General features: G+C 71.1%; 20 protein-coding genes and 1 pseudogene. 11 read left to right on the top strand and 10 right to left on the bottom strand.

The features are described from left to right. A partial coding sequence (locus STRTUCAR8_RS08085) for an SbcC/MukB-like Walker B domain-containing protein (protein ID WP_006375042.1) occupies positions 1-2847 on the top strand: 2847 nt, incomplete at its 5' end. A gap of 231 nt (positions 2848-3078) precedes the next feature. Here the strand turns inward: STRTUCAR8_RS08085 and STRTUCAR8_RS08080 are convergent. The 8 genes from STRTUCAR8_RS08080 to STRTUCAR8_RS08045 form a co-directional block, all read right to left on the bottom strand. Continuing rightward, complete coding sequence (locus tag STRTUCAR8_RS08080) at positions 3079-3477, bottom strand: PIN domain-containing protein (RefSeq protein WP_006375026.1); 399 nt, start codon at positions 3475-3477, stop codon at positions 3079-3081. Next, a complete protein-coding gene (locus STRTUCAR8_RS08075) occupies positions 3477-3752 on the bottom strand; it encodes a hypothetical protein (protein WP_044471827.1) in 276 nt (91 codons plus the stop codon). The genes STRTUCAR8_RS08080 and STRTUCAR8_RS08075 overlap by 1 nt, the downstream gene beginning before the upstream one ends. Positions 3753-3864: 112 nt before the next feature. After that, positions 3865-4761 (bottom strand): hypothetical protein, encoded by an 897-nt coding sequence (locus STRTUCAR8_RS08070; RefSeq protein WP_234372765.1) that lies wholly within the window; start codon positions 4759-4761, stop codon positions 3865-3867. A gap of 32 nt (positions 4762-4793) precedes the next feature. Further along, positions 4794-5828 carry a TniB family NTP-binding protein gene (locus tag STRTUCAR8_RS08065; RefSeq protein WP_006375028.1) on the bottom strand — a complete coding sequence of 345 codons (1035 nt, stop codon included), beginning with the start codon at positions 5826-5828 and terminating at the stop codon, positions 4794-4796. After that, the gene (locus tag STRTUCAR8_RS08060; protein WP_044471834.1) at positions 5825-7858 is read right to left on the bottom strand and encodes a DDE-type integrase/transposase/recombinase; all 2034 of its coding nucleotides are present in this window, start codon (positions 7856-7858) and stop codon (positions 5825-5827) included. Before STRTUCAR8_RS08060 ends, STRTUCAR8_RS08065 begins: the two co-directional genes overlap by 4 nt. Before the next feature lie 47 nt (positions 7859-7905). Next, complete coding sequence (locus tag STRTUCAR8_RS08055; RefSeq protein WP_006375034.1) at positions 7906-9888, bottom strand: Mu transposase C-terminal domain-containing protein; 1983 nt, start codon at positions 9886-9888, stop codon at positions 7906-7908. Next, positions 9885-10721, bottom strand: a complete 837-nt coding sequence (locus STRTUCAR8_RS08050) for a TnsA-like heteromeric transposase endonuclease subunit (RefSeq protein ID WP_006375039.1) — start codon at positions 10719-10721, stop codon at positions 9885-9887. The genes STRTUCAR8_RS08055 and STRTUCAR8_RS08050 overlap by 4 nt, the downstream gene beginning before the upstream one ends. Before the next feature lie 272 nt (positions 10722-10993). Next, positions 10994-11860, bottom strand: a complete 867-nt coding sequence (locus STRTUCAR8_RS08045; RefSeq protein WP_006375040.1) for a trypsin-like peptidase domain-containing protein — start codon at positions 11858-11860, stop codon at positions 10994-10996. 163 nt (positions 11861-12023) lie between these two features. Here STRTUCAR8_RS08045 and STRTUCAR8_RS48195 point away from each other — a divergent pair, with 163 nt between their 5' ends. Continuing rightward, on the top strand, positions 12024-13745 hold the full coding sequence (locus STRTUCAR8_RS48195; RefSeq protein ID WP_006375031.1) for an SIR2 family NAD-dependent protein deacylase: 1722 nt from the start codon (positions 12024-12026) through the stop codon (positions 13743-13745). A 175-nt stretch (positions 13746-13920) separates the two neighbouring features. Here STRTUCAR8_RS48195 and STRTUCAR8_RS08035 read toward each other — a convergent pair whose 3' ends face one another. Beyond that, on the bottom strand, positions 13921-15303 hold the full coding sequence (locus STRTUCAR8_RS08035) for a TniQ family protein (protein ID WP_044471826.1): 1383 nt from the start codon (positions 15301-15303) through the stop codon (positions 13921-13923). Between the two features lie 537 nt (positions 15304-15840). Here STRTUCAR8_RS08035 and STRTUCAR8_RS49435 point away from each other — a divergent pair. The 8 genes and pseudogenes from STRTUCAR8_RS49435 (at position 15841) to STRTUCAR8_RS08000 (ending at position 23025) form a co-directional block, all read left to right on the top strand. Continuing rightward, positions 15841-19176 (top strand): DnaB-like helicase C-terminal domain-containing protein, encoded by a 3336-nt coding sequence (locus STRTUCAR8_RS49435; protein ID WP_143666549.1) that lies wholly within the window; start codon positions 15841-15843, stop codon positions 19174-19176. Positions 19177-19179: 3 nt separating this feature from the next. After that, the gene (locus STRTUCAR8_RS08025) at positions 19180-19818 is read left to right on the top strand and encodes a hypothetical protein (protein ID WP_006375032.1); all 639 of its coding nucleotides are present in this window, start codon (positions 19180-19182) and stop codon (positions 19816-19818) included. A gap of 40 nt (positions 19819-19858) precedes the next feature. Then, positions 19859-20278: a hypothetical protein gene (locus tag STRTUCAR8_RS52390; RefSeq protein WP_158697389.1), complete on the top strand. Its 420-nt coding sequence runs from the start codon at positions 19859-19861 to the stop codon at positions 20276-20278. Continuing rightward, positions 20217-20798: an RNA polymerase sigma factor gene (locus STRTUCAR8_RS49430; RefSeq protein ID WP_158697388.1), complete on the top strand. Its 582-nt coding sequence runs from the start codon at positions 20217-20219 to the stop codon at positions 20796-20798. The genes STRTUCAR8_RS52390 and STRTUCAR8_RS49430 overlap by 62 nt, the downstream gene beginning before the upstream one ends. Positions 20799-20866: 68 nt before the next feature. Further along, a pseudogene (locus STRTUCAR8_RS54015) lies at positions 20867-21358 on the top strand (ATP-binding protein); the annotation flags it as partial. Beyond that, positions 21347-21775 (top strand): PAS domain-containing protein, encoded by a 429-nt coding sequence (locus tag STRTUCAR8_RS54010; protein ID WP_234372767.1) that lies wholly within the window; start codon positions 21347-21349, stop codon positions 21773-21775. The pseudogene STRTUCAR8_RS54015 and the gene STRTUCAR8_RS54010, both read left to right, overlap by 12 nt. Positions 21776-21859: 84 nt before the next feature. Continuing rightward, positions 21860-22623, top strand: a protein-coding gene (locus tag STRTUCAR8_RS08005) for an IS5 family transposase (protein ID WP_179200685.1) whose coding sequence is annotated in 2 segments (ribosomal slippage) — positions 21860-22163 and positions 22163-22623 — 765 coding nt in all. Because the reading frame shifts where the segments join, the coding sequence is not laid out codon by codon here. Between the two features lie 57 nt (positions 22624-22680). Then, positions 22681-23025, top strand: a complete 345-nt coding sequence (locus tag STRTUCAR8_RS08000; protein ID WP_143666634.1) for a hypothetical protein — start codon at positions 22681-22683, stop codon at positions 23023-23025. A 733-nt stretch (positions 23026-23758) separates the two neighbouring features. Here STRTUCAR8_RS08000 and STRTUCAR8_RS07990 read toward each other — a convergent pair. After that, complete coding sequence (locus STRTUCAR8_RS07990; RefSeq protein ID WP_006375043.1) at positions 23759-23950, bottom strand: hypothetical protein; 192 nt, start codon at positions 23948-23950, stop codon at positions 23759-23761. A gap of 514 nt (positions 23951-24464) precedes the next feature. Here STRTUCAR8_RS07990 and STRTUCAR8_RS07985 point away from each other — a divergent pair. Then, positions 24465-24758: an AbrB/MazE/SpoVT family DNA-binding domain-containing protein gene (locus STRTUCAR8_RS07985; protein ID WP_006375041.1), complete on the top strand. Its 294-nt coding sequence runs from the start codon at positions 24465-24467 to the stop codon at positions 24756-24758. The last annotated feature ends 147 nt before the right edge of the window (positions 24759-24905 follow it).

The following is a 24905-nucleotide window of genomic DNA, read 5'->3' as shown; positions in this document are numbered from 1 at the left end:
CTCCGCATCAAGGCGATCCTGCAGATGGGCTACGACACGTTCCTGCGTGTCGGGCTGCTCCCGCAAGGCAAGTTCGACCGTCTCCTTGTCGCCGCCCCCAAGGAACGGAGCACGCGGCTGAGAGAACTCTTCGGTGCCGAGTCCCTGGAGTCGGTCCAGCAGATGGCCGCCCGCCGTCGCGAGGCGCTCAAGGACCTGCTGGTCGACGCTCGGGCCAAACGCGAATCCATGCCGGCCGACCCCGAGCGGGCCGCCGAGGAAGCCGGCGCCGCCGCCGACGCGGCCGAAGCCCGCGCCGAACGCCTCAGCACCGCCGTCGACCGCATCACCGGGCTGCAGAAAGAAATCTCCGAAGCCCGGACCGCCGCCGAAAAGACGGCCGCCGCCAGAACGACCCTGTCGGCGCGCACGGTGACCGGCGCAGACACCGCCCTCGACGCACTCGAAGCTGTTGCCGCCGACATCGCCGCACGACGCGACGCTCTGGACGACCGCGACGCCCAAGCCCGAGCCCAGGAAAGCGAACTGACCGACGCGATCACCGCAGCAGAGGCGGAAGGAGAAGGCCCAAGCGACCTCACCAAAGCCGCAGTGATCCTCCAGACCCTCGCGGAGCACGCCACGGAACACCGCAGCGAGCGCGACCGGATCGCCGAACTCACCGGACAACTCGCAGGCGAACGCGAGGACATCACCACGACCGAAGCGGACCTGGCCGAGCGCGTCGCACACACGAAACCGCTCGCAGAGGCAGCCCGCGCCGCTTCGCAGGCGAGCAGAGAGATCCGCATCCGCGCCTCCGCCGCCCGCACCGCGCTGACCACAGCCCTCCCGACGGCCCGCCGCGTCGCCGACACCGCGAGCGCCGAGGCCACCGCCGTGAGCGAACACCGGTCCGCTCGGGACGACCTCGGCCCGCTGGAAACGGCAACAGCCGCCGCCGACAAAGCCCTCGCCGCCGCCGAGAAACATCTGGAAGCACACCGACTGCGCAACAGGGCCGCCGCGGTCGCCGCCGAACTGCAGCCGGGCGACGACTGCCTCGTATGCCACCGCCAACTCCCGGCCGACTTCGCACCCGCCTCCACCACCGATACCGCCGAGCTGACCACGGCGAAAACACAGCTCGACGAGGCGAAGGCCGTACGAGAGGAGGCCGTGGAACGGCTCGCCGAAGCCCGCGCCACCGTGACCGAGGCCGAGAAGACGGTCCTCGCACGCCAGAAAGACCACCGGGACACACAGCAAAAGGCACGCAAGGCCATCGCGGAAGCAGTGAGCGCGTTCGAAGACCTTGAGTCCCTGGCCGCCGGAACCGGCCGAGGCTTCGAGGCGGAACCAGCTTCGGCGACACTGACCGCGGCCACCACGGCCCTGGCGACCCCGACCACCGACGGTGCCGCACAACCGCAGGAGCGCCCCGAGCAGAACACCGCACCCATCACCGACGCCATCGCCGCGTGCGAACAGACAGCCGATGACCACGCCGAGAACCTGAAAACCGAAGAGCATCGCCTCACCGCCCGCCTCGAGGCAGAACACAAGGCGCTGGAAAGGCGCAAGGAAGCACACCGCCGCGCCGTCGACGACGCGGCGACAGCCTCCAAGAGGCACGCCCGCGCCGCGGCCAGGACCACCGCCGACCTCCACGTGCTTCCCACCCGCATCCGGGCGATACTGCCGGACGAGGCCATCGACGTCACCGCCGACGAGACATCCGCTGCCGCCGCTGCGGTCGCCACCCGGCAGGCCGAAACCCAAGAACTGCTCGACCGGAGAGAAGCGGCCCGAGCGGAGAAGACCTCTGTACTCGCCCAGCAGCGCGCCCTCGACCAGGAGGCCCGCACCGGCCTGGAACGCCCGCTGAACGAACTGCGAGGCAACCTGGACGCCTGGGCCCATGCCGCAACCCAGGCGGTTGCCCACCTCGACGACGCCAGCAACCACCGGATGCCCCAGGCCCCCACCGAGCCGGGAATCGCCGAAGTCCGGCAATTCGTCGTGGAACTGTCCGCGGTCACCCTGATGCTGGACGACCAACTCACCGAACGCGCCACCACCGCCACCGAACGCGCGAACACCGCGGCGACTAGCCTCGGCGAGCATGCCGCCGCGCTCTGCGACGTCGAGGACTTCGCCTCCGCAGCCGACCTGACAGCTCCATCGGCACTGCATCCCCTCGTCACCGCGGCTGCACACGCCAACAGAGAGATCGAAGAGCAGCGCCAGAAACAGCAGAAGGCGCTGGACACGATCAAACCGGCCGCCGACCTGGACTTCGCCATAGCCGCCGGCAAAGCCCGCTACGAGGCACTGGAGGTGCTACGCACCGAACTGGTCGATGCCAAGTTCCTGGGCCATCTCACCACCCTGCGCACCCACGCACTGCTTGGCGTGGCCAGCGACCTGCTCCAGCACATGACCGAGGGACGATTCGGCTTCGCCGACACCTTCGACATCGTCAGCCGCAGCTCCGGAGTCAACCACCACCCGAATCGGCTGTCCGGCGGTGAGAAGTTCCTGGCGTCGCTCGCCCTGGCCCTGGCGCTCGCCGAACTGCACTCCCGCAACGGGTCGAGCCTCGGCTCGCTGTTCCTCGACGAGGGCTTCGCAGCCCTCGACACCACCACACTCGACTCGGCCCTCGACGTACTGCGCGCCCAGGCCGGAGGCAACCGCCTCGTCATGGTGATCAGCCATCTGCATGCCGTCGCCGAAGCGGTCGACGAGGTCCTGTGGGTGGAGCGGACCCCTGCCGGGTCCTCCGCACACTGGCTGACGTCAGCCGAACGCGACGACCTGGTGCAAGCTGATCTGGCCAGCGGCCTACAGGAACTCGCGCGGTAGCGGCGCTGGCGAGTCAGGCGAGATGGTGGTCTCACCGGGCAGCGGGCCGGGCGCGGACGGCCACACGGTGCTGGCCCGGGTTGGTGCGAAGACGGGTCCCGACGACGAGCGGGTTCTCGCCTGGGTGCGGACTGGGTGGGGCGGTGCTGTTCCCGGCGAAGGAGCGCTGGGCCCTGTGGGCCGGGCCAGCGACGGTGCGGGCGGGCTTGACGGAGCTCCAGGCGCGGGTGGTTATGGGCCGGGGTGAACAGCCTGGACGCCGGTGCCCGCGTACGCCTTCGGCGTCAAGGTGAGCAGAAACCGGCCGCTCGGATGGGCGGCCGACGGCCGGGCGGCGTGGATGGCGTGGACGGCGGCCCAGGAGTGCCCGAAGCGCAGCAGTTCGGTGGCGGTGACTGCGGCGTCGGTATCGAACGCCTCGATCCGGATGAACCGCAGTCCCTTGATGTAGCTGAGCAGCCCAGGCCGCTCGGTGTCGCCGGCCGTCAGCGACAGCACCGGCGCGTACAGATCGCCGAGCCCGCCGGATGCCTGGACATAGAACGCGGCGACCGCCTCATTGAGGGGGTCCTTCGGGTCATATAGAGCAACGGCGGTGGTGTGATCCAGGACAACCGCGATCGCCGCCACTAAGCGATCGCCCGCGGACCGGGCGAGGCGGCGCCCAGGCGCTCCAGCAGAGCCCGGGCCTTTGCCTCCGCCTCCGGGCTCGGCGCGCTGCCGAGGGCGGAGGCGAGCTCGGCGCGGGCCAGCTCGGCGCGCTCGGCGTATTCGGCCTGCGTGGGCGTGCTCTGTGCCAGCTCCTCGACCAGGCTGCGGATGGTCGTGCCGTGCTCGGCCGCCAACCGCGCCAGCCGGTCCCGTGCGGCCGCGCTCACCTTGATGCTCGTCTCGTCTGCTGCCATATCCCGAACTGTACCGCGTTCCTCTACTGGTGGTAGAGGAACGCGTGGCGGGAGTGCCCGCATCACCATCCGCAACAAATCTTGTGCGGGCCGGGCGGTGGTGTGGGTTGGCTCAGCGGGTGGCGAGGCGTTTCCAGAGCAGGTCGTGGTCGGCGGGTGCGAGGCGAGGCAGTTGGAGGCGGCCGGCGAGTTGGTGGAGGAAGGCGCTCTGCTGTGTGCGTGTCAGGGGGTGCGGGGGCAGGCGGTCAAGAGCCGCGGCGAGGGTGAGGGTCTCGGGGTAGGTGATCAGTTCGCGGCAGGTCAGGGCGGGAGAGGCCGGGCCTGGTGACATGCGGGGGTTGGCGGCGGTAAGCCGGTGCAGGCGTGTGTGCCAGCGTTCGTGTACGTGCTGATGGTGGTCGTACCAGCGTGTCGTGATCGTCGATGCCCAGCTCAGGGAGACCGGTGTCGCCGGGCGCCGCGCGCGAAGGTGGGCTTGGGTGAGTTCGGGGACAGCTCGGATGTCGAGGGGCGCGGGATGCCGGGGGTCGCTTGAGGCCTGCTGGTGGCGGGTGCAGATCATGATCCGGGGCAGGTGTGGCGGCGGGTGGATCCACGCGGGGGCTGCCGTGTGCGGGCTGCGGCCGATGGTGCAGGCGGTGCACGCCAGCAGCGGCTGCAAGGCGGGCTCGACCACATGCCAGTGGGCGGTGGCCGAGCCGTGCGCGCCGGTGTTGGCCAACGAGGGCGCGGGCGGGCGCAGGCGGGGCAGGGCGCGGGCGAGGTGCGTGATGGGGATGCGTGCGAAGCAGGACAGGCGGCGGGCGGCCTCGGCGCTGAGGCGGATCTCGGCGGCGGGCGGGGCGTGCTCGGTGCCGGTGACGGTGATGCAGAGACCGTCGAGGAGCTGGGCGGGGCTGAGGCGGTAGGTGGCGCCGAGGCGGGTGAGGTAGGAGGCGGTGGCCTCGCCGGGCAGCGGCCGTACGCGCAGCGCGCCGGGCGCGGACGGCCACATGGTGGCGGGCCGCACCGGGGGCGATGGTCTGGTTGCGGCTGGGGAGGTCACCGGCTGCTGGGGCGGGTGCGGCGGCGGGCGGGGTTGCGGGGCCGGTAGTGCTCTTCGGCGAGGTGGTCGAGCGCGATGCCGTCCAGCAGCCCTTTGGTGATGCATTCGCTGCTGTCGAGGATGGCTTCGATGGCGGCTTGGCGGATCAGGCGGGAGAGGCTGCCGATGCGTCCGGCGGTCCGTTCGTGCAGGTAGGGGGCTAGCTTCGGCAGGCTGCCTGCCCGGTGGGCGTGCAGGTCGAGGGCCTGTTCGAGGGAGGCGATCAGCTCCCGGAACGGCTCCCGTTTGCCGGCCCGGGCGGGCAGCGCCCCGCAGTCGATCAGGGAGGCGCGCCCGGCCAGCTGCGCGCCGCGCACCCCGGTGAATACGGCGCTGTCGGTGACGTCGATGCCTGCGTAGACGAACGTGGCCCGCACGCGTTCGGTGAGGTCTTTGAGCCAGTCGGCGGCCTCGGAGCCGCTGGAGGTGCGCGGGTTGAGCCGGTGGATCTCGTCGATCAGTACGAGCTTGATGCCGGCCGCGGTGTAGGTGTGGCAGACGGCGGTGGTGATCTGCGTGGTGGTCATGCGGGTGGTGACGGGGATGCCGAGGTAGCGGGCGAACTCCCCGGCCAGTGTCTTGGCGGTGGCGCCGGGCGGCACCAGCACGTAGGCGACGGGCACGCTGTCGTCGCCGGGCGCGGCGCGGCGGGTGTGGGCCAGGTGGCAGGTGCGGCCCACTTCGAGCAGTGCGGTCGTCTTGCCGGTCGTGGCTGGGCCGGTGACGATCAGGGACGGGCGTGCGGTCACGTGCTGGTGGCGGCCGAGGATCATCAGGGTGCGCACACTGCGCGAGAGGGTTTCGATGGCTGGGGTGCGCACGGTGACGAACTGTGAGTGGTAGGCCAGGCGTTCCTCCGGCGAGCGGGGTGCCTGGCCCGGCTGCGGCGGTGTGGGCGGTGCGGTGGCGGCGAACCGGGCGAAGGCGTCGAAGGTGGTGACTGTCCCTGCGGACGTCTCCTCGGCGGGGGGCGTGGTGTCGGGGCTGGTCACCAGTGTTCGGCCTCCTCGAAGGCGTCGTACAGCGCGAATCGTGCCGGCGGCTGGGACTCATCACCACCGGCTTGGCTGTCGTCATCGTCATGGGCGCTGGCTTCGGCGGCGTCGAGACTGTCCCTGGGGCCCTGGGCCGGGTACTGAGCCGACGGTGTTCCCGGCGGGGAGTCCGCCGGCTGGGACGGGGCGGCAGTTGCTGCCGGGCTCCCGGTCTGGGGGCGGCTGCGGCGCAGGACCTGGTCGGCGGCGTCGGCGAGGGCGGCCTCGTGTGCCTCGCGGTCGCCGCGCCGGTTGAGGGCGGCGCGGATGTGGCGCCATGCGGTCTCGCCCATGGGTGCGTGGACGTGGTCGCGGTGGATCCACGGGACTTCGTGCAGGTGCCCGTCGGGCAGGCGGATGTAGATCTGTCGCACGTCGTGCGGGTTGAGGTGGACCTCCCACCCGCCACCGGGCCCGGTGGGGGAGGGCCGGCCGCGGTGTTCATTCAGGCAGGCGTGGTCGTAGGTGCGGTAGTTGATGCGGATGCCGCGGCCGGTTATGGGGTGGAAGCGTACGGGCAGCAGTTCCAGGTAGTCGGCGCCGGCCAGGGGCAGCGGCACGTACCCGGACGCGCCCAGCAGTGCGCCCCACATCTCGTTCGGGGTGAGGGCCTTCTTGGGCAGGAACGGATGGCGCAGGCCCTCGTGGGGGCGGTGCTGCCAGCGGGCGGTGATCCATTCGTCCAGCAGGTCCTGCAACTGGGCCACGGTGAACTGCGCTTCGTCCTCCACCGCCTCGCCGCGTTCGAGGATGTGGGGGCCGGTGTAGCCGGCGATGTGCTGGGCGACGAGTGTGTTGATACTGCCGAAGGTCCGCTCGACGGCGCCCTTGGCGGCAGGGGAGCGCGGTGGCGCGGGTTGCACGCTCACCCCGAGGGTCTCGCAGGCGGCCAGGAAAGCGGCGGAGACGAAGATGGCCCCGCGGTCGATGACGATCGTCTCCGGCACGACCACCGGCCGCGCTGCCGCCTGTTCCAGCCGGTCGTCCAGGGCGAGGAGCCGGTCGTAGGGGACGGCGGCGTGGGACAGGCGCAGGTGGTCGGGCCAGCCGGGCCGTGCGGGATGGGGCACGGCCATCTCCGCCAGCAGCAGCGCCGCGTCCACGGCCTTGGTGCCCTCCTCACGCAGCACGGCCGCCACTACCGAGCGGGTCGCCACATCGAGAGCGATCGTCAGCTCCGGGCGCACCGGCTTCCCGTCCTCGCCGACGGCCATCACGTCGAGGCGGGTGGTGTCGACCTGCACCAGCTCGCCCGGCCGCAGCGCCACCGTCGGCGTGTACGGCCGCACCGGCGTGGCGGTGGCGGTGCGGGCCGGCCGTCCGGGATGCTCCAGAGGATCAGCGAGTACACGCACCAGCCGGTTGAACGTCGACGGCGCAGGCAACTCGGCCGCGCCCGGCCCGTGCGTGTCGGCCAGGATCTGCCCGGTCAGCTCCCGCAGCCCCTTCAGCGTGCCCTTCGAGCGGCCGCGCTGGCGGCGCAGCGCCTCCAGCACGGCGGCCACCACCCGCTCATCGGCCCGCCCTGTCGCACGCGACGGCTTGCGGCGGGGGATCAGCCCGAGCAGGCCGCTCGCGTGGTAGCGGGCGCGCATGCGGCGCACAGTGGCCCGGCTGGCCTGGGGCCAGCCCAGCCGGGCGAGTTCGTCGGCCTTGGCCTGCTCCCGCTCGGCCATCGACCGCCGTGCCGGGTCGTATTCGGGCCGCGGCACGCCGCCGCTTGCCGGTCCGCCGGGCAGCCCGGTCTCGACCTCGCGGATGTGCCGCTGCCAGGCCAGGGCCCGCTCGCGTTCCCGCTCGGACACCGACTCCAGCAGCCCCCACGGCGGCACCGCGGCGGCGGGGGAGTCCGCCACGGCGAAGGAGGGGTCGGCGAACAGGAAGGAGGCAAGCACGGAGGCGGTCTGCCCGTGCTCGTCGACCAGGCGCACCGACACCCCGGCCACCTGCCAGGCGCGGCCCTCGAACGTCACGTACGCCCCGAGCATGACCTGCCGGTGCCGGGCTGCGGCAACCGGGCGGCCGCCGTGTGCACTCACCACAGTTCGGCCTCCGCCTGCGGGTCGTACACCCCGAACCCGCCGGTATCCCGGGCAACGCGGTCGCCGACACCGCCGACACCGCCGACACCGCCGACACCGCCGTGCACCATCATGCCGTCGGCGATCCCTTCCACGGCCGCGACGTCTGCACTGCGCCCTGTCTCGACGGAACCGCCGGTCGTCTCGCTGCCCGGCGGTGCGCCCGCGCCGCGGCGCGTAAGGACGCTGCCGGTGCGGCGCCGGACCGTCTCGTCGAACGGGCGCAGGGTGTGTTCGCCGTCGGCCCACCCGATCGCGTGGAGCAGGCCGTCGGGCAGCCGGACGAAGACCTGCCGCGGGTCGTGGGGGTGGTGGTGGACCTCCCACCGTCGGCCGCGGCCGCGGTGTTCGTCCAGACACGCATCGTCGTAGCGGCGCCCGCCCAGCCGGATCCCGGAATCGGTGAGGGCGCACCGGCGTGCCGGCAGCAGTTCGCCGTAGTGCTGCCCGGCCAGCGGCAGCGGCACCGTCCCGGCCGCGCCCAGCAGCACCTCCCACATCTCCTGGGGGGCGAGCCCCGCCCGGGGCAGCAGCGGATGGCGCAGCTGCTCCTGGGGCCGCTGATGCCACCTGACGGTGATCCATTCGTCCAGCAGGTCCTGCAGCTGCGGCATGCTCCAGTACGCCCCGGCGGCCTCTCCCGCTCCGCATGCCTCTTCCGCCGTGGTGGCGTGCCGCGCGAACAGGCCGGCGAGGACCTCCAGCGTGTACGCGGCGCCGCGGCGGGCGCCCGCCGTCCGGGACGGGGCCGGCTCCAGGCTGATGCCCAGGCCCTCGCACACGGCCAGGACAGCGGGGGTGACGGCGGCCGTGGACGGGGCGACGACGAGCGTCTCGGGCACGGCCGCAGGACGCGCCGCGGTGGCCTCGATCCGTGCGGGCAGTGACACCAGCCGCCGGACAGGCCCGCCCGCATGGGCCTGCTCCAGCAGGGCCGGCCAGCCCGGGCGCTGCGGCCCGGGCACGGCCATCTCGGCCAGCAGCACCGACAACGAAACCGGCCCGTCCTGGGGCGGGTGCAGCACGGCGGCCAGCACGCAGCCGCTCGCCGCGTCCAGTGCCGCCGTCACCGCCACCGGCACCACACCCCCGTCCTCGCCCACCGCCCGCAGACCCAGGCGGACGGTGGCGACGTGGACCCGCTCGGCAGGCCGCAGCGCAGGCGGCGGGCCGCCCGGGCGGGCCGTGCCGGTAGCGGTGCGCGCTGCACTGCCCGGCGGCTCGGCCGGATCCGCCAGCATCTTCACCAGCCGGTACAGAGACGAGCGGCCGGGCAGCTTCACCCTCCCCGGGCCGTAGGTGTCCGCCACGATCTGCTCGGCCAGCTCGATGACCTGCCCGGTGGTGGTCTTCGACCGGCCGCGGCGCCGGCGCAGGGCCTCCAGTACGGCGGCCACCACCCGCTCGTCGGTACGCCCGGTGGGGGAGAAGGTGCGCAGATGGCGCTTGTCGACCAGCCCCCACAGCCCCTGCCGCTGGTAGACCAGCCGCATCCGCTGCACCGTGGTCCGGCTGGCCCTGGTCCAGCCCAGCGCGGCCAGTTCACGCGCCTTGGCCTCTTCCCGCTCGGCGAGGGTGAAGCGCTGCGGGTCGTATTCGGCCCGGGGCGCGCCGCCGCCTGCCGGGCTGCCGGGCAGCCCGGTCTCGACCTCGCGGATGTGCCGCAGCCAGGCCAGGGCCCGCTCCTGCGCGGCCAGCGGCACCGTCTCCCACAACGCCGGGGCCGGCGGATCCGCGGCCGCGGGACCGGTCACCGAGAAGCCGGGCGCGGACACCAGATGGGCGGCCAGCACACACCCGGTGGCCCCGTCCACGGCGACGAGGTGCACCCGCCCGTCGACCAGGCCGGTCACCTGCCAGGCGCGGCCCTCGAACGTGACCTGAGCGCCCACCTCAACACACCGCCCACCAGGGGCGGTCACCACGTCCTTGCTCAACTCTCCTGCTGCTCCTGCCGCTTCCCGTCGCCTGCGGCCGGGCCGGGCGTCACGAGGGTGTGCTCGCCCAGCGGCCGTGTCAGGTCCGCGGCCAGCCGCCCGTGCCACAGCGCGTGGTAGAGCACCGGCAGCGCGGTGAGGACCTCGCCCGCCGCCGCGGCCCCGGCCATCAGCGGCCGCGGCGCGGCGAACGCCTCGAGCACCGCCTGCTCAAGGCCGCCCGCGTCACGGTGGCGGGGGTGCCGGTAGCCGGCCAGCCAGCGCACGTTCGCCGCCACCACCTTCCCGGGCGGCGCCAGACGCCGGTAGGTGAACCCCACCACCTCACACGCCGCTTCAAGCACCGCGGCGGCGCGCTCGGCCCGGCCGGCGGCGGGAGCCGTCGCGGCGGGGCAGTCGGCGAGCAGCGCGCGGCCGTCGGCGTAGCGGGCGAACAGCTGCGGCACCCACGTCAGCACCCGCCCGCTGTCCGGATCGCGCCAGATCAGCCGCGCCGGCCGCGCCGATAGGCCCACCACGCGCGGATCGCGGTCCAGGAACATCAACTGCGTGCACATCGCCTGCGATCCGTGCATCACATGCCGCCCGGTCGTGGCCGACCACCACCAGCCCGGCCCCCACCGCCGCCCCGGCACCACCGGGAAGGCCGCCACCGGAGCCAGCTGCTCGAACCGCACCGCTACGGCGGCCTCCACCCAGCGGCGCTGCACGAGCGTGCCGTCCACCCCGGTGAACTCCGCCTCCACCGTGCCCGGTTCCGGTACCCGGTAGACGCTGCCGGCGACGGCGGGTAAGCCGGCCGGCGCGCCGTCCTGGCTGCTGTCGATGATCACGTACTCCAGACAACGTCATACCGGTCGCGCCGCGCAGGCGAACCGGGCGGTAACCAGGACACGTTCTTCTCGGCTCCCGGCCCCTCGCCATGAGCGTGCGCGCCTACGGTGCCATCTGGTGCCGCCTGTGTCAGTGCGGGTTTCTGCACTTTCCCGGCCGCCCCGCGAGCACTGTGCGCGCCACGCGGGGCGCTCTTCGCTCTGGGCAACAAGCGGTGTCAGCTCCCGCGTACAAGACCAGACGCCAGCCCCGCAGCGCCTGACCGGGCCCTTCATCCCTCAGGCGGCCGCTTGGGCGCGAACTCCGGGAGGATCTCGTCCAGGACCTCGGTCGTCCACACCATGCCCAGGTCCGAATTCTCGTTGAGCCGTCCGCTGTAGACGCCCACCAGGGCCGTGACCCACTCCTCGTGCACATGCACCTCGCCACCGGCGAGCACCATCTCGCCCGGACGGATGTGCATCAGGACCGGCGCCCCCGACTGGCCGCTACGGGTCCTGGAGTCCAGCAGGAAGCCGGGAAGCCCATTCCACCGCGCCAACGGTTCACTGGCCACCGGCGCGGCCGTCCAGACGGCGAAGGGCCAGCTGCCCGTATCCCCGAAGGGAAAACCCAGAACGTACAGGCGGTCCATGACCCGAAGGGGAAGCTCGGCATCAGCCTCGGCGCCAGCACCTGCCCGCCGGTCCTGCGGATACAGGTCCCGCACCGTGGGCCACCCCGTGAGCAGGAAGGCATCCACCGCGCCTTCCGGGACACTGCCGATGGGCACCGCAGCCACATCGGCCCGCTGCTGCGCGGGACTTCGCCACACAGGTACCTGGGCCTCGTCACCGTCCGCGTACAGCGCGACCTCCTGGTCGACGGGCTCGAACTCTCCTCCCTCTCCCTGCCGGGCGAAACGCACGCGCAGGTAGTCAGGCCACAACCCCCTGTCGTCCTCCAACTCGCCGGTCTCCGTGTTGCGCCCGCTCACCACATGCCCCGCCGTGACAAGCCAGAAATCGTCCGGCACCCCCACCAGGAACCCGGTCCCCGACCCCAGACGGACATCAGGGCCCTCGCCCCGGGACCGGAACCACGCCTCGATGTAGAGGGCGGAGAAGGACAGCGTGTTGACCCCATGGACGCCTCGCATGCGGCGACGGTACGGCCAGGCCCGGCAACCTGCCCACCGGGCCCCGGCCGGACTGGAACAACCATCCACCCCGGTTTTCGTCAAGTTGACGTTAAGGTGGGGTGAGGAGAGGCCGCCCCGTGCGACCGACGCCCCGTAATGCCGTCGTACCCGGAGGCCCGTTGTGGAACCGCACGTCCAGCTCGCGTTCACCATGCGTGACACCCCCCGCGCGTACGCGGTCCTGCTCGGGGCCGGCGCCTCGATCTCCGCGGGCATGCCGTCCGCGTGGAACGTCCAGGAGGACCTCATCGCGCGCCTGGCGGCCGCCGAGGGCACCACCGGGATCGTCGACCTGCACGCCTGGTACCAGGAGCGCTTCGGACACCCAGCCACCTACGACGGCCTCCTGACCGCGCTCAGCACAACCCAGCACGAACGGCAGGCCCTGCTGCGCGCCTACTTCGAGCCCAACGACCAGGAGCGTGAGGACGGCCTCAAGCAGCCCACCGCCGCGCACCGCGCCATCGCCCGGCTAGCCGCAGCCGGCCGCGTGCCGATCGTGCTGACGACCAACTTCGACCGGCTCATGGAGACCGCCCTGCGCGAAGTGGGCATCGAGCCCACCGTCGTCGCCGACGCCAACGACGCCCGCGGCCTCGCTCCCCTGCACACCATCAAGGCCCTTGTCATTCACATCCACGGCGACTACCTCGACCACGAGAGCATGCGCAACACCCCCGACGAACTCGACCAGTACGACGAGGAGATCGACCAGCTACTCGACCGCGTCTTCACCGACTACGGCCTGATCATCTCCGGCTGGTCAGCCGAATGGGACCCGGCCCTGCGCAAGGCCATCGCCCGCAGCACCACCCGCTTCTTCGCCTCCTACTGGGCCGACCCCCGGCCGCTGCCCGAGAGCGCCCACAAGCTCCTCACCCACCGCGGCCTCACCCACGTCCCGGCCGACGCCGACACCTTCTTCACCGAGATTGCCGACGCCGCCGACGCAGTCGCCGACCTCGCCCGTCGCCACCCCGTGAGCATCGACATCGCCGTGGCAAGGACCAAACGCGACCTGAACGGCTTCAGCCAGGCCATCACCCTGCACGACACCCTCCGCCGCGAGCTCGACCGCATCGCAGCCCTCCCCCTGCGCACCACGGGGCCGTGGAACCTTGCCAAGGGCGCCGACATCGAGGCCGAACACAACCGCCGGATCGCCACTCTGGAGTCCGAGACGGAACTGCTGCTCGCCCTGGTCGCCGTCACCGCCTACTGGGGCAGCAACACCACCGACCGCTGGTGGCTCCGCGACATCGAACCCCTGGCCACACCCCAACCCCCCGGCGGCCTCCCCGCCCTGACCCACCTCGCACAGGGGCCCGCCGTCATCATGATCTACACGGCAGGTATCGCCGCGCTGGCCGCCGAACGCTGGGACACCCTCACCCAGGTCCTCACCGAGCCCCAGGTAGAGCACCGATGGGGCGGCAAGTCCCACGCCGTGGCCGCCCTCAGTCCCTACGCGACCCTCAACCCCCCTGGCCGTGAGTCCTCCGAATACCTCCACGATCTGCTGCGCCCCGTCTTCACTCGGCACCTCGCCCTCAGCACGACCGCCTACAGCGAGGCGTGGGAACGCTTCGAGTACCTGCGCCTGCTCGTCCAGAACGACGCCGACCAGGGCTTCGACATGCCCCACATCCGCCAGAACGGCTACCTCGACACGTACGACCCCGCCTCCGCCACCTGGCTCAAGACCCAGATCGACAAGCACGGCGACAACCTCCCCCTGCTCCGGGACGGCTTCCTCGGCGGCAATCTCACCCGGCTCCAGGAACTGATGACCTCCGCCGAACTCTCCTTCGACGACATCGCCCACCGCAGGCGCTTCGCGTAGCAGATACCCGACCTGATGCTGGAGCTGAACACCTCGACACAGCAACAGCGTCCACCCCCGCCACCCGGCCAGCGGTACCTTCGCCCATGAAATCCCTCAACACCTCGCTCGCCGCCCTCAGCACTGTGGTGTGGCGTAGCTGTTGACCTTGCCCCACGGCACCAGCCCCCGGGCGTCAGCCGTCGACCTGGCCCGCGGCAAGAACCTGCGCCAGCTCCTCGGCGGGCAGGCGGGACCACTGGGCCACGTCCTGAAGCACCACCCCGGCAGCGACGGCCGCAGTGGCGGTATGCAGCACGGCCCGGTCGATCAGCTCGGCACTCTGGCTGAGGTGCTCCAGCAGCGTGCGGGCCACCTCGGCGGTGGTGCCACTTTGCACGCCGCGCAGCTGCGCCAGCTGCTCCCGGCTCTCGTCGAGCAACTGGGTGATGCGGAGGCGGTGTTCCGCGGGCACGGTGGCGCGCCACCGGGTGCCCGAGCCGCCCGCCTGCCGCTCTGCCGCCCGCACACGCAGCTGGCCGGCCATGGCCGCGGGCTGCAGCTCACGCTTCAGCCGCCACGGGTCATCCCGCCATCTTTCGGGCCCACCGCGTCGTGCGCGCACGACAGCCCCCGTCCAGTTGCTCAGCGGGCTGCCGTAATCGGCCGAGGCCAACGGCCCCAGCCATGTCCGGCCCACCCGTTCGCCCAGCCAGGAGCAGAACGGATCGTTGGCGTCCCGTGCCCGCGGCCGCTTCCCGCCGCTTGCGCTCCAGGCCAGTTCGGCCGTCGCCGGCTCCAGCAGCGCCCCGGCGACGGTCACCACCTCAGGGAAGACAGCCGCGTCTCGGCCCACGATCCGCCACCACTCCAGCTCTGCCCCCACGCTGCCGCCCGCCAGCTGGTGCAGACGGCGCGGCCAGATCTCCTCCTGCTCCCAGAACAGGGCCTCCTCCCACCAGCGGGCCACCACCGCATGCGCCACCGCGAACGCCTGCTCCGGTACTACTCCGGCCCGCACCGCACGCCGCGCCACCGAGGGCCACTGCCGCTGCGCGGCCACCACCTCCGGTATGCCCCGCAGATCGAGGTGTTCCAGCGGCTGGTCGGCGTCCGCGTCCAGCAGCCAGCGCGAGTGCCGGACGCAGACCCGCTGCCAGCGCGGCACGTACCGCACCGCACGTACCGCCTGTCCGGTGCGCCGCGCGGTGCACAGCCGACAGCCGAACGCGGCCGGCCCTACCACTGAGCCCGCTGCCCGCCACCGCACCTGCGCCACGGCGGCCTCTCCGCCGGTGCTGATCTTGGGATCGTCCACGGTGAGGGCCGGCAAAGCGCGCGCCAGCACCGCGGGCTCCACCCCGCACAACTCCGCGAGCACACGCCGACCCGCATCGTTGAGCACGACCTCCGCATCGGCCCGCACGCCGCCGCCGCCGTGCCGCGCAGGAAAGTTACGGCACGTCCACAGCCGCAGCACGTTCCCGGCCGCCAGACCGTAGCGGGCTGCGACCCGGATGATCAGCGACGCGGTCAGTTCCCCGGCCAGCGGCACGGTCCGCAACGCTCCTGCTGCCACAGCTGTCCCCTATGCCGTTTCCTGTTTCTGGAGCCCCATGTGGGACCTTGAAGAAGGTAATTGTGATAGTCGAGATGCGGCCCGGGTTGGGCTGCCGCCGGGCTCGGCGCCGACGTTCCGGCATGACCCACAAAGTAGTGGGCAGCTCGCTGCAGCCCGCCTTCTCCCGAGTCGTCTGCCGGACGTCGGCGTCGGCCGGGCCCGCCCCGCGCCCCCCATCATTGCGTTACGTGTTCTCCCTTGCACTCGTCACGGCGCCCCTTTCCTCCTCTTGTTGTTACGTGTCGATGCCGGAGTTGCGTGGCGGGTTTCGTTACGGGTTGGGTAGGGTGGGGCTTGCAGCTGGTGGCCCGGGTCAACTGGGTGCGCCGTAGGTGTGTTGTGTCTGTTGCTGTGTCCTGCCCGTCTTGACCGAGTCCGCCGCCCGCCCGCTGCTGGTTCGAAGGCGGGGGCGTGGTCGTGTCCAGCGGTCGGTGGTTTGCCGGTGGGCCCGGGTCCGTGCTCGGGCCGTCCCGCTTCTCGTGTCTGGAGATGTTGATGTCTGCCCGCTCCGCTGTCCCCGATCCGTCCGCAGCCGAGCCCGCAGTGGAGGGGGCCGGTGATGCCGTCGAGCCGTCCGCCGCGGCGCCGATGCCGGTTGAGGGGCTGGAGGTATTGGGGGTGACCGAGGCGCGGAACCGGCTGTATGAGCTGGTGGACGCGGCGCGTGACGAGGGCCGGATGACGGTGGTGGTCAAGCGTGACGGGAAAACGCACCGTACCTATCGTGTGGCGCTGATCCCGGTGGGCCGGCTGGATGCCGCCTCGCGGGCGCGGTTGGTGGGGTGGCCGTCGTGGGCGCGGACGGCGGCGCGTCCGAAGCTGGGAGACCGGGTGATCGACGCGGCTGGCCGGCCGGGTGTGCCGGGTGTGCCGCAGGTGCTGCTGGACCGTACGACGCCGCTTGCGGTCCTGGTGGACGCTGCCCTGGTCCCGCCCGGCAATGCACTGGTTGCCGTTCCCGTCGGTGGCGCGCCCGCACCGCCCGCGCCGGCCGCAGCGTGGGCGGACGCCGCGCATCTCCCGTCCGGCGCGTCCGCAGCGCCCCAGGCCCACGAGGCCGCTGGAAAGGACCTGCCCACTGCCCGCCAGGTCCTCGCTGCGCCCGAGGCCTCCGCCGAACCGGCCGTCGACGTTGCGGACACCGCGTCAGTCGATGCGTCCGCGGCTGCCGACCCCGCCGTCGCGCCCGCTGGCGAAGGTGTTGCCGAGGCCGCGGTCGTGGCCTCGGCGGGTTCCGGCGTTGCGCCTGTACTTGCGCTGCTGGCCGCCGCCGACCGTACTGCGGAGCTGCAGGGTGCCGGCCCGGACTCCGTCGGGCCCGACGCCGCCGTGGCCGGCCGGGACGCCGGGGCTGAGCTGGCTGGCCACGCTGCCGCTGAGGAAGCCGTCGGCGGCCGGGACGCTGTCGCCGGTCGGGGTGCGGACGGTACGGCGCCGTCAGCGGGCACGGACGAGATCCCCCCACTGGTTCCGTCCGCGGGTGGTGGGGTGCGTCGGCTGCACGGTCTGGGGGAGGTCGCTGGGCAGGCGTTGACCGAGGCCGTCGCGCCGTCGGCTGTGCCGCGGTTCGGGTTCGGCCTGCACGCTCTGGATGCCGCGCTAGGGAGCCTGCCGTCGGGGGTGCTGACGGTGGTGGCGGCCGAGCCGCACGCCGGCGGCTCGCTCCTGGCCGTGCACGCCGCCCGGCACACCGCCCTCACCCGCCAACTCCCCGTGCTGTACGCGGCGTCGGGGCTGTCGCGGACGGACGTGGCTATGCGGGTGATCGCGGCCGAGGGCGAGCTCGACTACCGGCGGCTGCGCACTGGAGCCCTCACCCCGGACGAGCAACAGGCCGCGGCCCAGGTTCAGGCCCGGCTCACCGCGGCCGACCTGCACGTTGACGACGGCACTGGCCTGACAGCTGAGGCGATCGCCGAGACCACCCCCTACGTCGAGGGCCTGGCCCTGGTCGTCGTCGACCGCTTTCAGCACGCGGCCGATCCGTTCATCCCGCTGTCTGGCCCCGCGTTGCCGGAGGCGGCCCGGGTGCTGGCGCACCTGGCCCGCACCCGGAACGTGCCGGTGATGGCCGTGCTCGACACCGCAGACCCCGACGTCCTGGCCGCGCTGGACGCCGCGCACGTCACCCTGACCCTGACCCGCACGGGCAACGACGCCCAGGTGACGGTGGCTGAACGCGACTTCGGCGAGCTGACGACCGTGGCGCTGCGCGCCGATGTCGCGTGCGCCCGCTTCGCCGACGCGCCGGCCCGCCCGCGGGACCCGAAGGCCGCGCACGCGTTCGGCAGCGGCAGGGACGAGAAGGCCACCGTCGGCCCGGCCACCGAGGCCGCTCTGGGCGTCGCCCTGCAGCCCGGTCCCGGGCTGGCCGTCTCGGTGGCTGTGGGGGAGGGGTTCGCGGCCGTGGAGGCCGAACTCCTCGACGCTGCACTGCCGTTCATTTCCGGTGCCCGGAGCGGCCTGTCCGCCCGCCTGGCCGGCGCGCTCGCCGCGCTGCGCGAGGCCTCCGCCGCACCCGCCCGGGAGGGCGAACTGCCCGGGCTGCGCCAGGCCCTGGACGGCCTCGCTGCCCGCCGCCCGCCGGTGCCGGCCACACCGGAAGGGGAGCGGCTCGGCGCCGCGCTGGCCGCGTTCACTGCTACTCACCGCGATACCCCCACCAGCGCCCCTATCCCGGCCCCGCCGTCGCCGGTCCCTGCCGAGCCAGAGACGGCCGCCGAGGCTTCCGGTGCCGCGCCCGGTGCCGTCGAGGGCACCCACGCGACCGATCCGGCCCGGCATGTGGTCGAGGGGGTGGTCATGGAGGCGCCGTCGGCGTCGTTCAGTGACGATTCGCCTCCGCCGGAGGACACTCCCGGTACCGGTGGCCGGAACTACACCTACTTCCTCAACAAGATCAGCGCCGCGGTCGAGCAGGCCCTGGATGAGACGCACGGTGACATCGAGGCCGCGGTCAAGATGCTGCAGAAGAAAGCCGTGCCGGACTCCATGGCCCTATTCAAACTCACGAGGGTCGGTGCGAGCTACGTCCATACCGTTTATCCGCCCGCTCTGGATTTCCTCTCGAAACCCGGACAGGGCGAGGCCGACGGAATCTGGGAAGGCCGCCATAAATGGCGCAACGTCCCCCTCTACGAGGCCGTCAAGAAGGGGGAGCGCCATCCGCTGGACGTGGTCGGCCTGGACACCAACGCGGCCTATCTGTCCGCCTTCAAGACGCACCTGCCCATCGGCGCGCTCAAGCACGACCCAGGCGGCGGCTACGACCGCCGCCGCGCCGGGATCCACCGCGTCGACCACTTCGTATGGCCCCACGCCCACCTGCCCAACCCGATCGGCAACCGCAAGGAGCCCGGCCCCTACCTCCTGGACGAGGCCACCGTCCGCCTCCTGATGCGCTGCCATGAACTCAAACTGAGCGAGGCGCCCCGGATCCTGGAATCGTGGACTTCCGGCGCCTCCGAGGCCCTCCTGGAGAAATTCCGCCGCGTCCTGCAACAGGCCCGTCAGACCGCGATCGAAAACGAGGACTCGGCCACCGAGGAATACGTCAAGGCCATGTACTCCCGGTTCACCTCCACGATCGGTGAATCAGGAAAGAACCGGGAACTCCGCCGACCCGAGTGGGTCCACACTATCCGCTCCCAAGCCTTCGCAAGCCTCTGGCTGAAAGGATGGAAAGCCCATCAAGGGGGCCTTATCCTGGTCCAGGCATCCGGCGTCGACGAACTCCACGTCGCCGGAGGCGACTGGAAAAAGGTCTGGGAAGAGGGCCGCAAGCCCACCCAGATGAAGGTGAAGCGCCTTTACACCCTCGGGGGGAATTAACCGATGCCGTACGACGACAGCGGCTGGAAGAATTTCGGGACCTACGGCGCGAACCGCTCCCTCGAAAACGTCCGCGGCGGCAAAGCCCTCGGCCGCGCCCTGGAAGAGGCCCTGGAACGCCAGATCATCGAGGGCGGCATCAAGTCCCCTGTCACTTCCCCCCGCGGCCTGAAGGCGCGTCTGAAGTACCTCAACAGCGACGCCGGCGTCGAGGCCATGCGGGAGGCCGGGATCACCGTCAAGTCCCGTGCCCTGAACAACTGGTTCGCCGGCAAACAGAAGCCCAGCGCCGCGAACCTCGAACTGGTCGACACCGCGTACTGGAACCTGCGCACCCAGCGCATCCTGGACAACCTCGGCGCCTTCAAGCAGCACCTCAACAACCAGGGAAAGGGCACCGCGGTCGAGATCCACCCCGTCAACCAGTCCCTGGTCGACGAGCACGCCCGCCGCCCCAACCTCGAAGGCGAGCAGGCCCACCGCACCCTGCCCGCGGTGCGCTACATCTGGGACGACGCGGTCGACGCCATGGAAGCCGGCGACGAAGGCAAACTCGAGGAAATCTGGGACGACATCATCACCGAGCTCGACTCCGACTGGGGCGCCTACACCTACGTCTCCTACGTCGGCCTCGGCGCCTGAGAAGGACCCCGGACACCCATGCCACCACGCCGCAGCGGCGATGGCAGATGTCTGGGCGGAGCCGGTCGAGACGTTGCTGCAGCGGGAAGGCAGCTCTCTGGCTTGGTCATTCGATTGCAAGGGTGTGAAGGCTCTTTGGGAAGGTTGGGCCGACGAGATCGGCCGGGTGGCGACAAGCGCTGCAGGCGACAGTGTGTGGTTGGTGATGGTCCTCGTCGCCAGCCTGACCGTTGTTGGAGGGGCACTGGCTGAGTGGCAGCGGCGGACCACGCTGTTGGCGCTGGTGCAAAAGGCCCCTCCTGGCACCGTGGTGATTCAGGAGGGGGGCCGGGGCGGGCCGGGGATGCGTGTCCAGGTGGGCGCCCCAGGCATGGCCGGCGAGGGCGAAGGGGCGATGCGTGAAGCGACGGCGGATTCCGAAGGAAACAGCCGACCAGATAGCGGAACTCTTCGACCGTGAAGAAGGCCAGCTGATGCGTTTTGCGTCCACACTGACTGCTGGGGAAACAGCCCAGGCCGCTGATCTCGTGCAACAGACCTTTATGGCGGCCGCGCTGGACTGGGGCACGATTGAGGACCGAGGTGCGAGTGGGCAGCGAGCCTGGCTGCGTAGAACCTGCCGCAACAAGTGGATCGACGGACTCCGGCGGTCGGGGACGTTGGAAAACCTGCTGCCACACCTGGCACGCTCCTACGAGCACCTTGCGCCGGACCCCGCTGACATCGTGATCGCACGCGTGGTACTTGAGCAATGCTGGAAAACGATAGGCACCCTTCCGCCAGTACGCCGTCAGGTATCCCTGCTGCACTGGCACCAGGGATACTCCTCGTCGGAAATCGCCAAGCTACTGGAGCTCCACCCCTCCGGCGTCCGCAAGCACCTCAGCTACGCCCGTAGGGCCTTGCGGTTGAGTGTCGCCCCTTACCTGGACCAGCGGCTAAGGGATACGGCTGATGTACCGGAAGAGGAGGGCGCATGACCCGCAAAGTCCCTGTTCGATGCTCTGTTGCCGAACCGGTAGTGACGATCTCAGCCCTTCTCCAGTGCATGGAAGCTATCGCGGACTCTGCGGATGCAGGTCGGTCTGAGCGGCGGGAGCAGCTGCTCGCGTGGATGGCCACCGAGGTCGAGACAGAGACAGTGCTGGATCTCTTCGGAGACCCAGCTGTCCAGGAGGTGGCCCTGCCCTGCCGCCCAGAAGCCGCCCGAACCACCCGGCAGCTGATCGCCATGGTGCTGAGCGATCAGTGGCACCTCGCCGACCACGTCACTGAACACGCTGTGCTGATGGGTTCCGAACTTGCCGCCAACGTGGTGCAGCACACCGGTGCACGTGTCTTTGGGTTGCGCCTGCGCCGTCGCACGGGGTGGATCCGAGTCGAGGTACGAGATCCCTCACGCGGCCTGCCGTGCCTGATGCCATCACCTGGTTTGAATATCCAAGGACGTGGTCTGCTCGTGGTCAACCAGCTCTCCGACCGGTGGGGAGCGGATCTGCTGCCCCGAGGCAAGACCACCTGGTTCGAAATGCGCAGCGCTCCCACCAACAGTCGCACTCCAACCACTCCGGGTTTGGGGGCCGAGGCTGTTCGCGCGAGTACCAGTCTGCTGTCACGGGTCGGTGCGGCAGAGTGGAATCTGCAGACGGGCGAGACGTCATGGTCGACAGAGCTTTACCGCATCTTCGGACGGGTCGCGCACGAAGGTCCCTTGCCATTGGACGAGTTGCACTCGGGCCTTCACCCTGAGGATCAACAGGCAACGCAGGCATACATCGCAAAGTGTCTGACTCACACTCGTCTGATCGACTGCGAGTTCCGGGTCATACGCGATGACAGCGGCGTACGCACCCTCCACATGATGGCGGAGCCCGTCATGGACACGGACGGCGTCGTCCAGTCCGTGTGGGCCGTAGTGCGAGACGTGACCGAGCTGCGCCGCCCCACCTCCGGCTAAGACGTCATCTCATTTGGGTGGTTGGGTAGGCTGTCGTTCGTGGTGGGGATCGTTGAGCGGCTGGTGCCGGATGAGTTGTGGGACATGTTCCAGCGGGTGGTGCCCGAGGCTCCGTCGCGGCCTCAGGGCGGTGGCCGGCGTCGGCACGGCGACCGGGAAGTGCTGGCGGCGATCGTGTTCGTCGCCACCTCGGGCTGCACGTGGCAGCAGCTGCCGTCCGCGTCGTTCGGGCCGTCGGGAGCGACCGCGCACCGGCGCTTCGCCGAGTGGTCGAAGGCCAGAGTGTGGGCGAAGCTGCATCGCCTGGTCCTCGACGAGCTCGGCGCCCGCGGCGAGTTGGACTGGTCTCGCTGCGCGATCGACTCGGTGAACATGCGGGCCCTGAAAAGGGGGAGCTAACAGGTCCGAATCCTGTCGACCGGGGCAAGTACGGCTCGAAAATCCACCTGATCACCGAACGCACAGGTCTGCCCCTGTCCGCCGGAATCTCGGGAGCGAACCTGCACGACAGCCAGGCGCTGCTCCCGCTCGTGAAGGGCATACCGCCGATCCGCTCCCGGCGCGGACCCCGACGACGCAGACCGGGAAAGCTCCACGCTGACAAGGGCTACGACTATGACCACCTGCGGCGATGGTTACGCAGGCGCGGTATCAGGCACCGCATCGCACGCAAGGGCGTCGAGTCCTCGACACGCCTGGGCTGCCACCGCTGGACCATAGAGCGCACGATGTCCTGGCTCGCCGGATGCCGCCGACTGCACCGCCGCTACGAGCGCAAAGCCGAGCACTTCCTGGCCTTCACCAGCATCGCTTGCACCCTCATCTGCTACCGCCGACTCACCAAATGAGATGACGTCTAAAGGACTCGAACCAGAACGGCGGTAGCTCTCCTGTAGCGAGATCGTTTGGACCGCCATGCGAACGGTCTGGTCGGAGCGGGGATAGCGGCGTGTGTGCTCTGCGTGCACGTGATAGCGCCAATAGGCGGTGAAGCCGCCGTTGCTGATGACCGCCGCGCGGGCAGTACCGGTCGGCCAGGGGAGGCGGATCTGTTCGGCGCGAAGGCTGAACCGCCCTGCGTCGGCCGCATCCCGCGCCCGCTGCTGCAGCTCCTTGAGCTCGTCGTCGGTGAGGCCGTCGACCCAGGCATCCACCCGCCGGTGATCGGGTTCCTCCCCGTCGCGCACCTGCCGGTCGTGCCAGTCGAGTTCGTCCTCGTTCTGCGTCGCTGGCTTCGTCGCCGCCTATGACGTTGTGCCGTTCTCCGTTCGGGGGAGGGCCGCCGGGGCATCGGAAACCCGGGCTCGACGCCGAGGTCGAGCTTGTCCATGTCCTCGTTCCGCATCCAGTAGGGCACGCCCGCGTCCCGCAAACCCCGGTATTTGGCCTGTTCGGCGGTCCACGCCCGCGCCTGCGGCCGGGGCGGGGGTCCGGTCAGGATCCGCGTGCGGGCGGCGAGCAGCGCGCGGGCGGTCTCTTCGCCGGCGCCGCACGCCGCGGCGAAGTCGGTCAGCAGCTCTTCGCTGGGCAGACGCCGGCCGGTGAGGGCGTTGTGCAGGGCGCTGCGCGAGATGCGGCCCGCGGCCTCGGGCGAGCCGGCCAGCCGGCGCAGGCTCGGCCCGCCGGCAGCCGCCCTCACCTTCTCCATGGCCGCGGCCAGTCCTGCCCGGGTCGTGATGCCGTGCCCGGGCACGTAGGCGGCCGGCTTCCGCACGGGCGCTGGGCGTACGGCGGCCGAGGCCGCCGCCCACACCCGCGCGGCCTCCTCCTCGTCGGCGCCCGCGCCCCGGGCGAACGCGCGGACGGTGTACAGGGTGGGCAGCCGCCCGCCCAGGGCCCGGCGCAGGGTGCACGTGGAGATGGCCGTCTTCTGGGCGCTCGCCCGGCGGGCGAGGCTGTCGAAGGTCTGCTTCCCCTTCGCGTTGCGCAACCAGCCGCGCAGCCGCGCCAGGTCAGCTTCCGCCGGCCCGGCCGGCCGTCGGTTCACCCGCGGTTGCCGGAGGTGAGCGCGGCGAGCAGCCGGCCGGCGCGGCCGGGCAGGAGCAGCAGGCAGGCGGCCGACGCGAGCGCGGTCAGGATGCCGGGGACCGGGCGCTCAAGGACGGCGAGCAGCGTCACCGCGACGATGGCGGTGATGAAGACGGCGGTCTCGCCGAGGCCGAGCTGACCGGACAAGGCCGGGCCGGGGCGGCCGGCTGGGCGGCGGCGGGCTCGGCGGGCGGGACGGTGGACATGCCGGGACCTCCAGGCAGTTGGGTGCGGGCCGGTTGGGGTGGGAGTGCGTCCGGCGCGGTGAGCCGATGGTGGCAGCGCCCGCCCAGCTCCCGCGACCTCCACACGATTGCGCCCGGACCCGACGTTCCTTCCGCCTGCGGCACGAAGCCACAGGTCAGCTCCCAAAAGTGAGCAGGATCTGTCCACGGCACACACGGGCCAGCTCCCGGCCCAGGCCAGGGCAGCTCGGTGCGCACGGTGCCTCCCGGGCGAAGCCGCCCTGCATGGGCGGGGAAGCTGCCGGCCTATGTCCCGTGGACGTCATCTCGTCCCTCTTGGGTGGCTGGGGAGGCGGGGGCAGCGGCAGCGGTTGCTGATAGACTGTTGGAAAGTTGGAAAGTTGGAAAGTGGGAGAGTAGGTATTTAGCTAAATCGGCAGTACGCTGTGGTCAGGAAAGAGACAAGGAAGGTGACAATGACCACGGCTACGTACCAGACGCGCGTGCGCGACAAGGGACAGCTGACACTGCCACCACGCGTTCGCGAGGCACTGGGGGTTGCCCCAGGAGATGAGCTTGAGTTCGAGATCAGCGACGCTGGGGTCGTCGAGGTTCACGGACTGACAAAGATCCGCTCCGACCAGGCCTGGTTCTGGACTCCGGAGTGGCAGGCCGGTGAGCGTGCAGCCAGCGAGGACATCGCTGCTGGACGGACCACCGTCCACGAGGACGCGGACTCCATGTTCGCGAGCCTCAACTCAGACGACTGACCGCCTAACACCTGGAGGCCCTATTGCCAACGTTCGAAACAGCTGCCCACTTCAAGCGCGACTTCAAGAAGCTCACCCCAGATGAGAAGAAGCGCTTCGAGGACGTCATCCAGAACAGGTTCGTTCCGGATGTAGCAGCAGGGCAGT

Origin of the sequence: Streptomyces turgidiscabies Car8 (genome assembly GCF_000331005.1) — a bacterium.
In the GTDB taxonomy this organism is placed as follows: Bacteria; Actinomycetota; Actinomycetes; order Streptomycetales; family Streptomycetaceae; genus Streptomyces; species Streptomyces turgidiscabies.
This window is presented reverse-complemented; position numbering and strand designations above follow the sequence as displayed.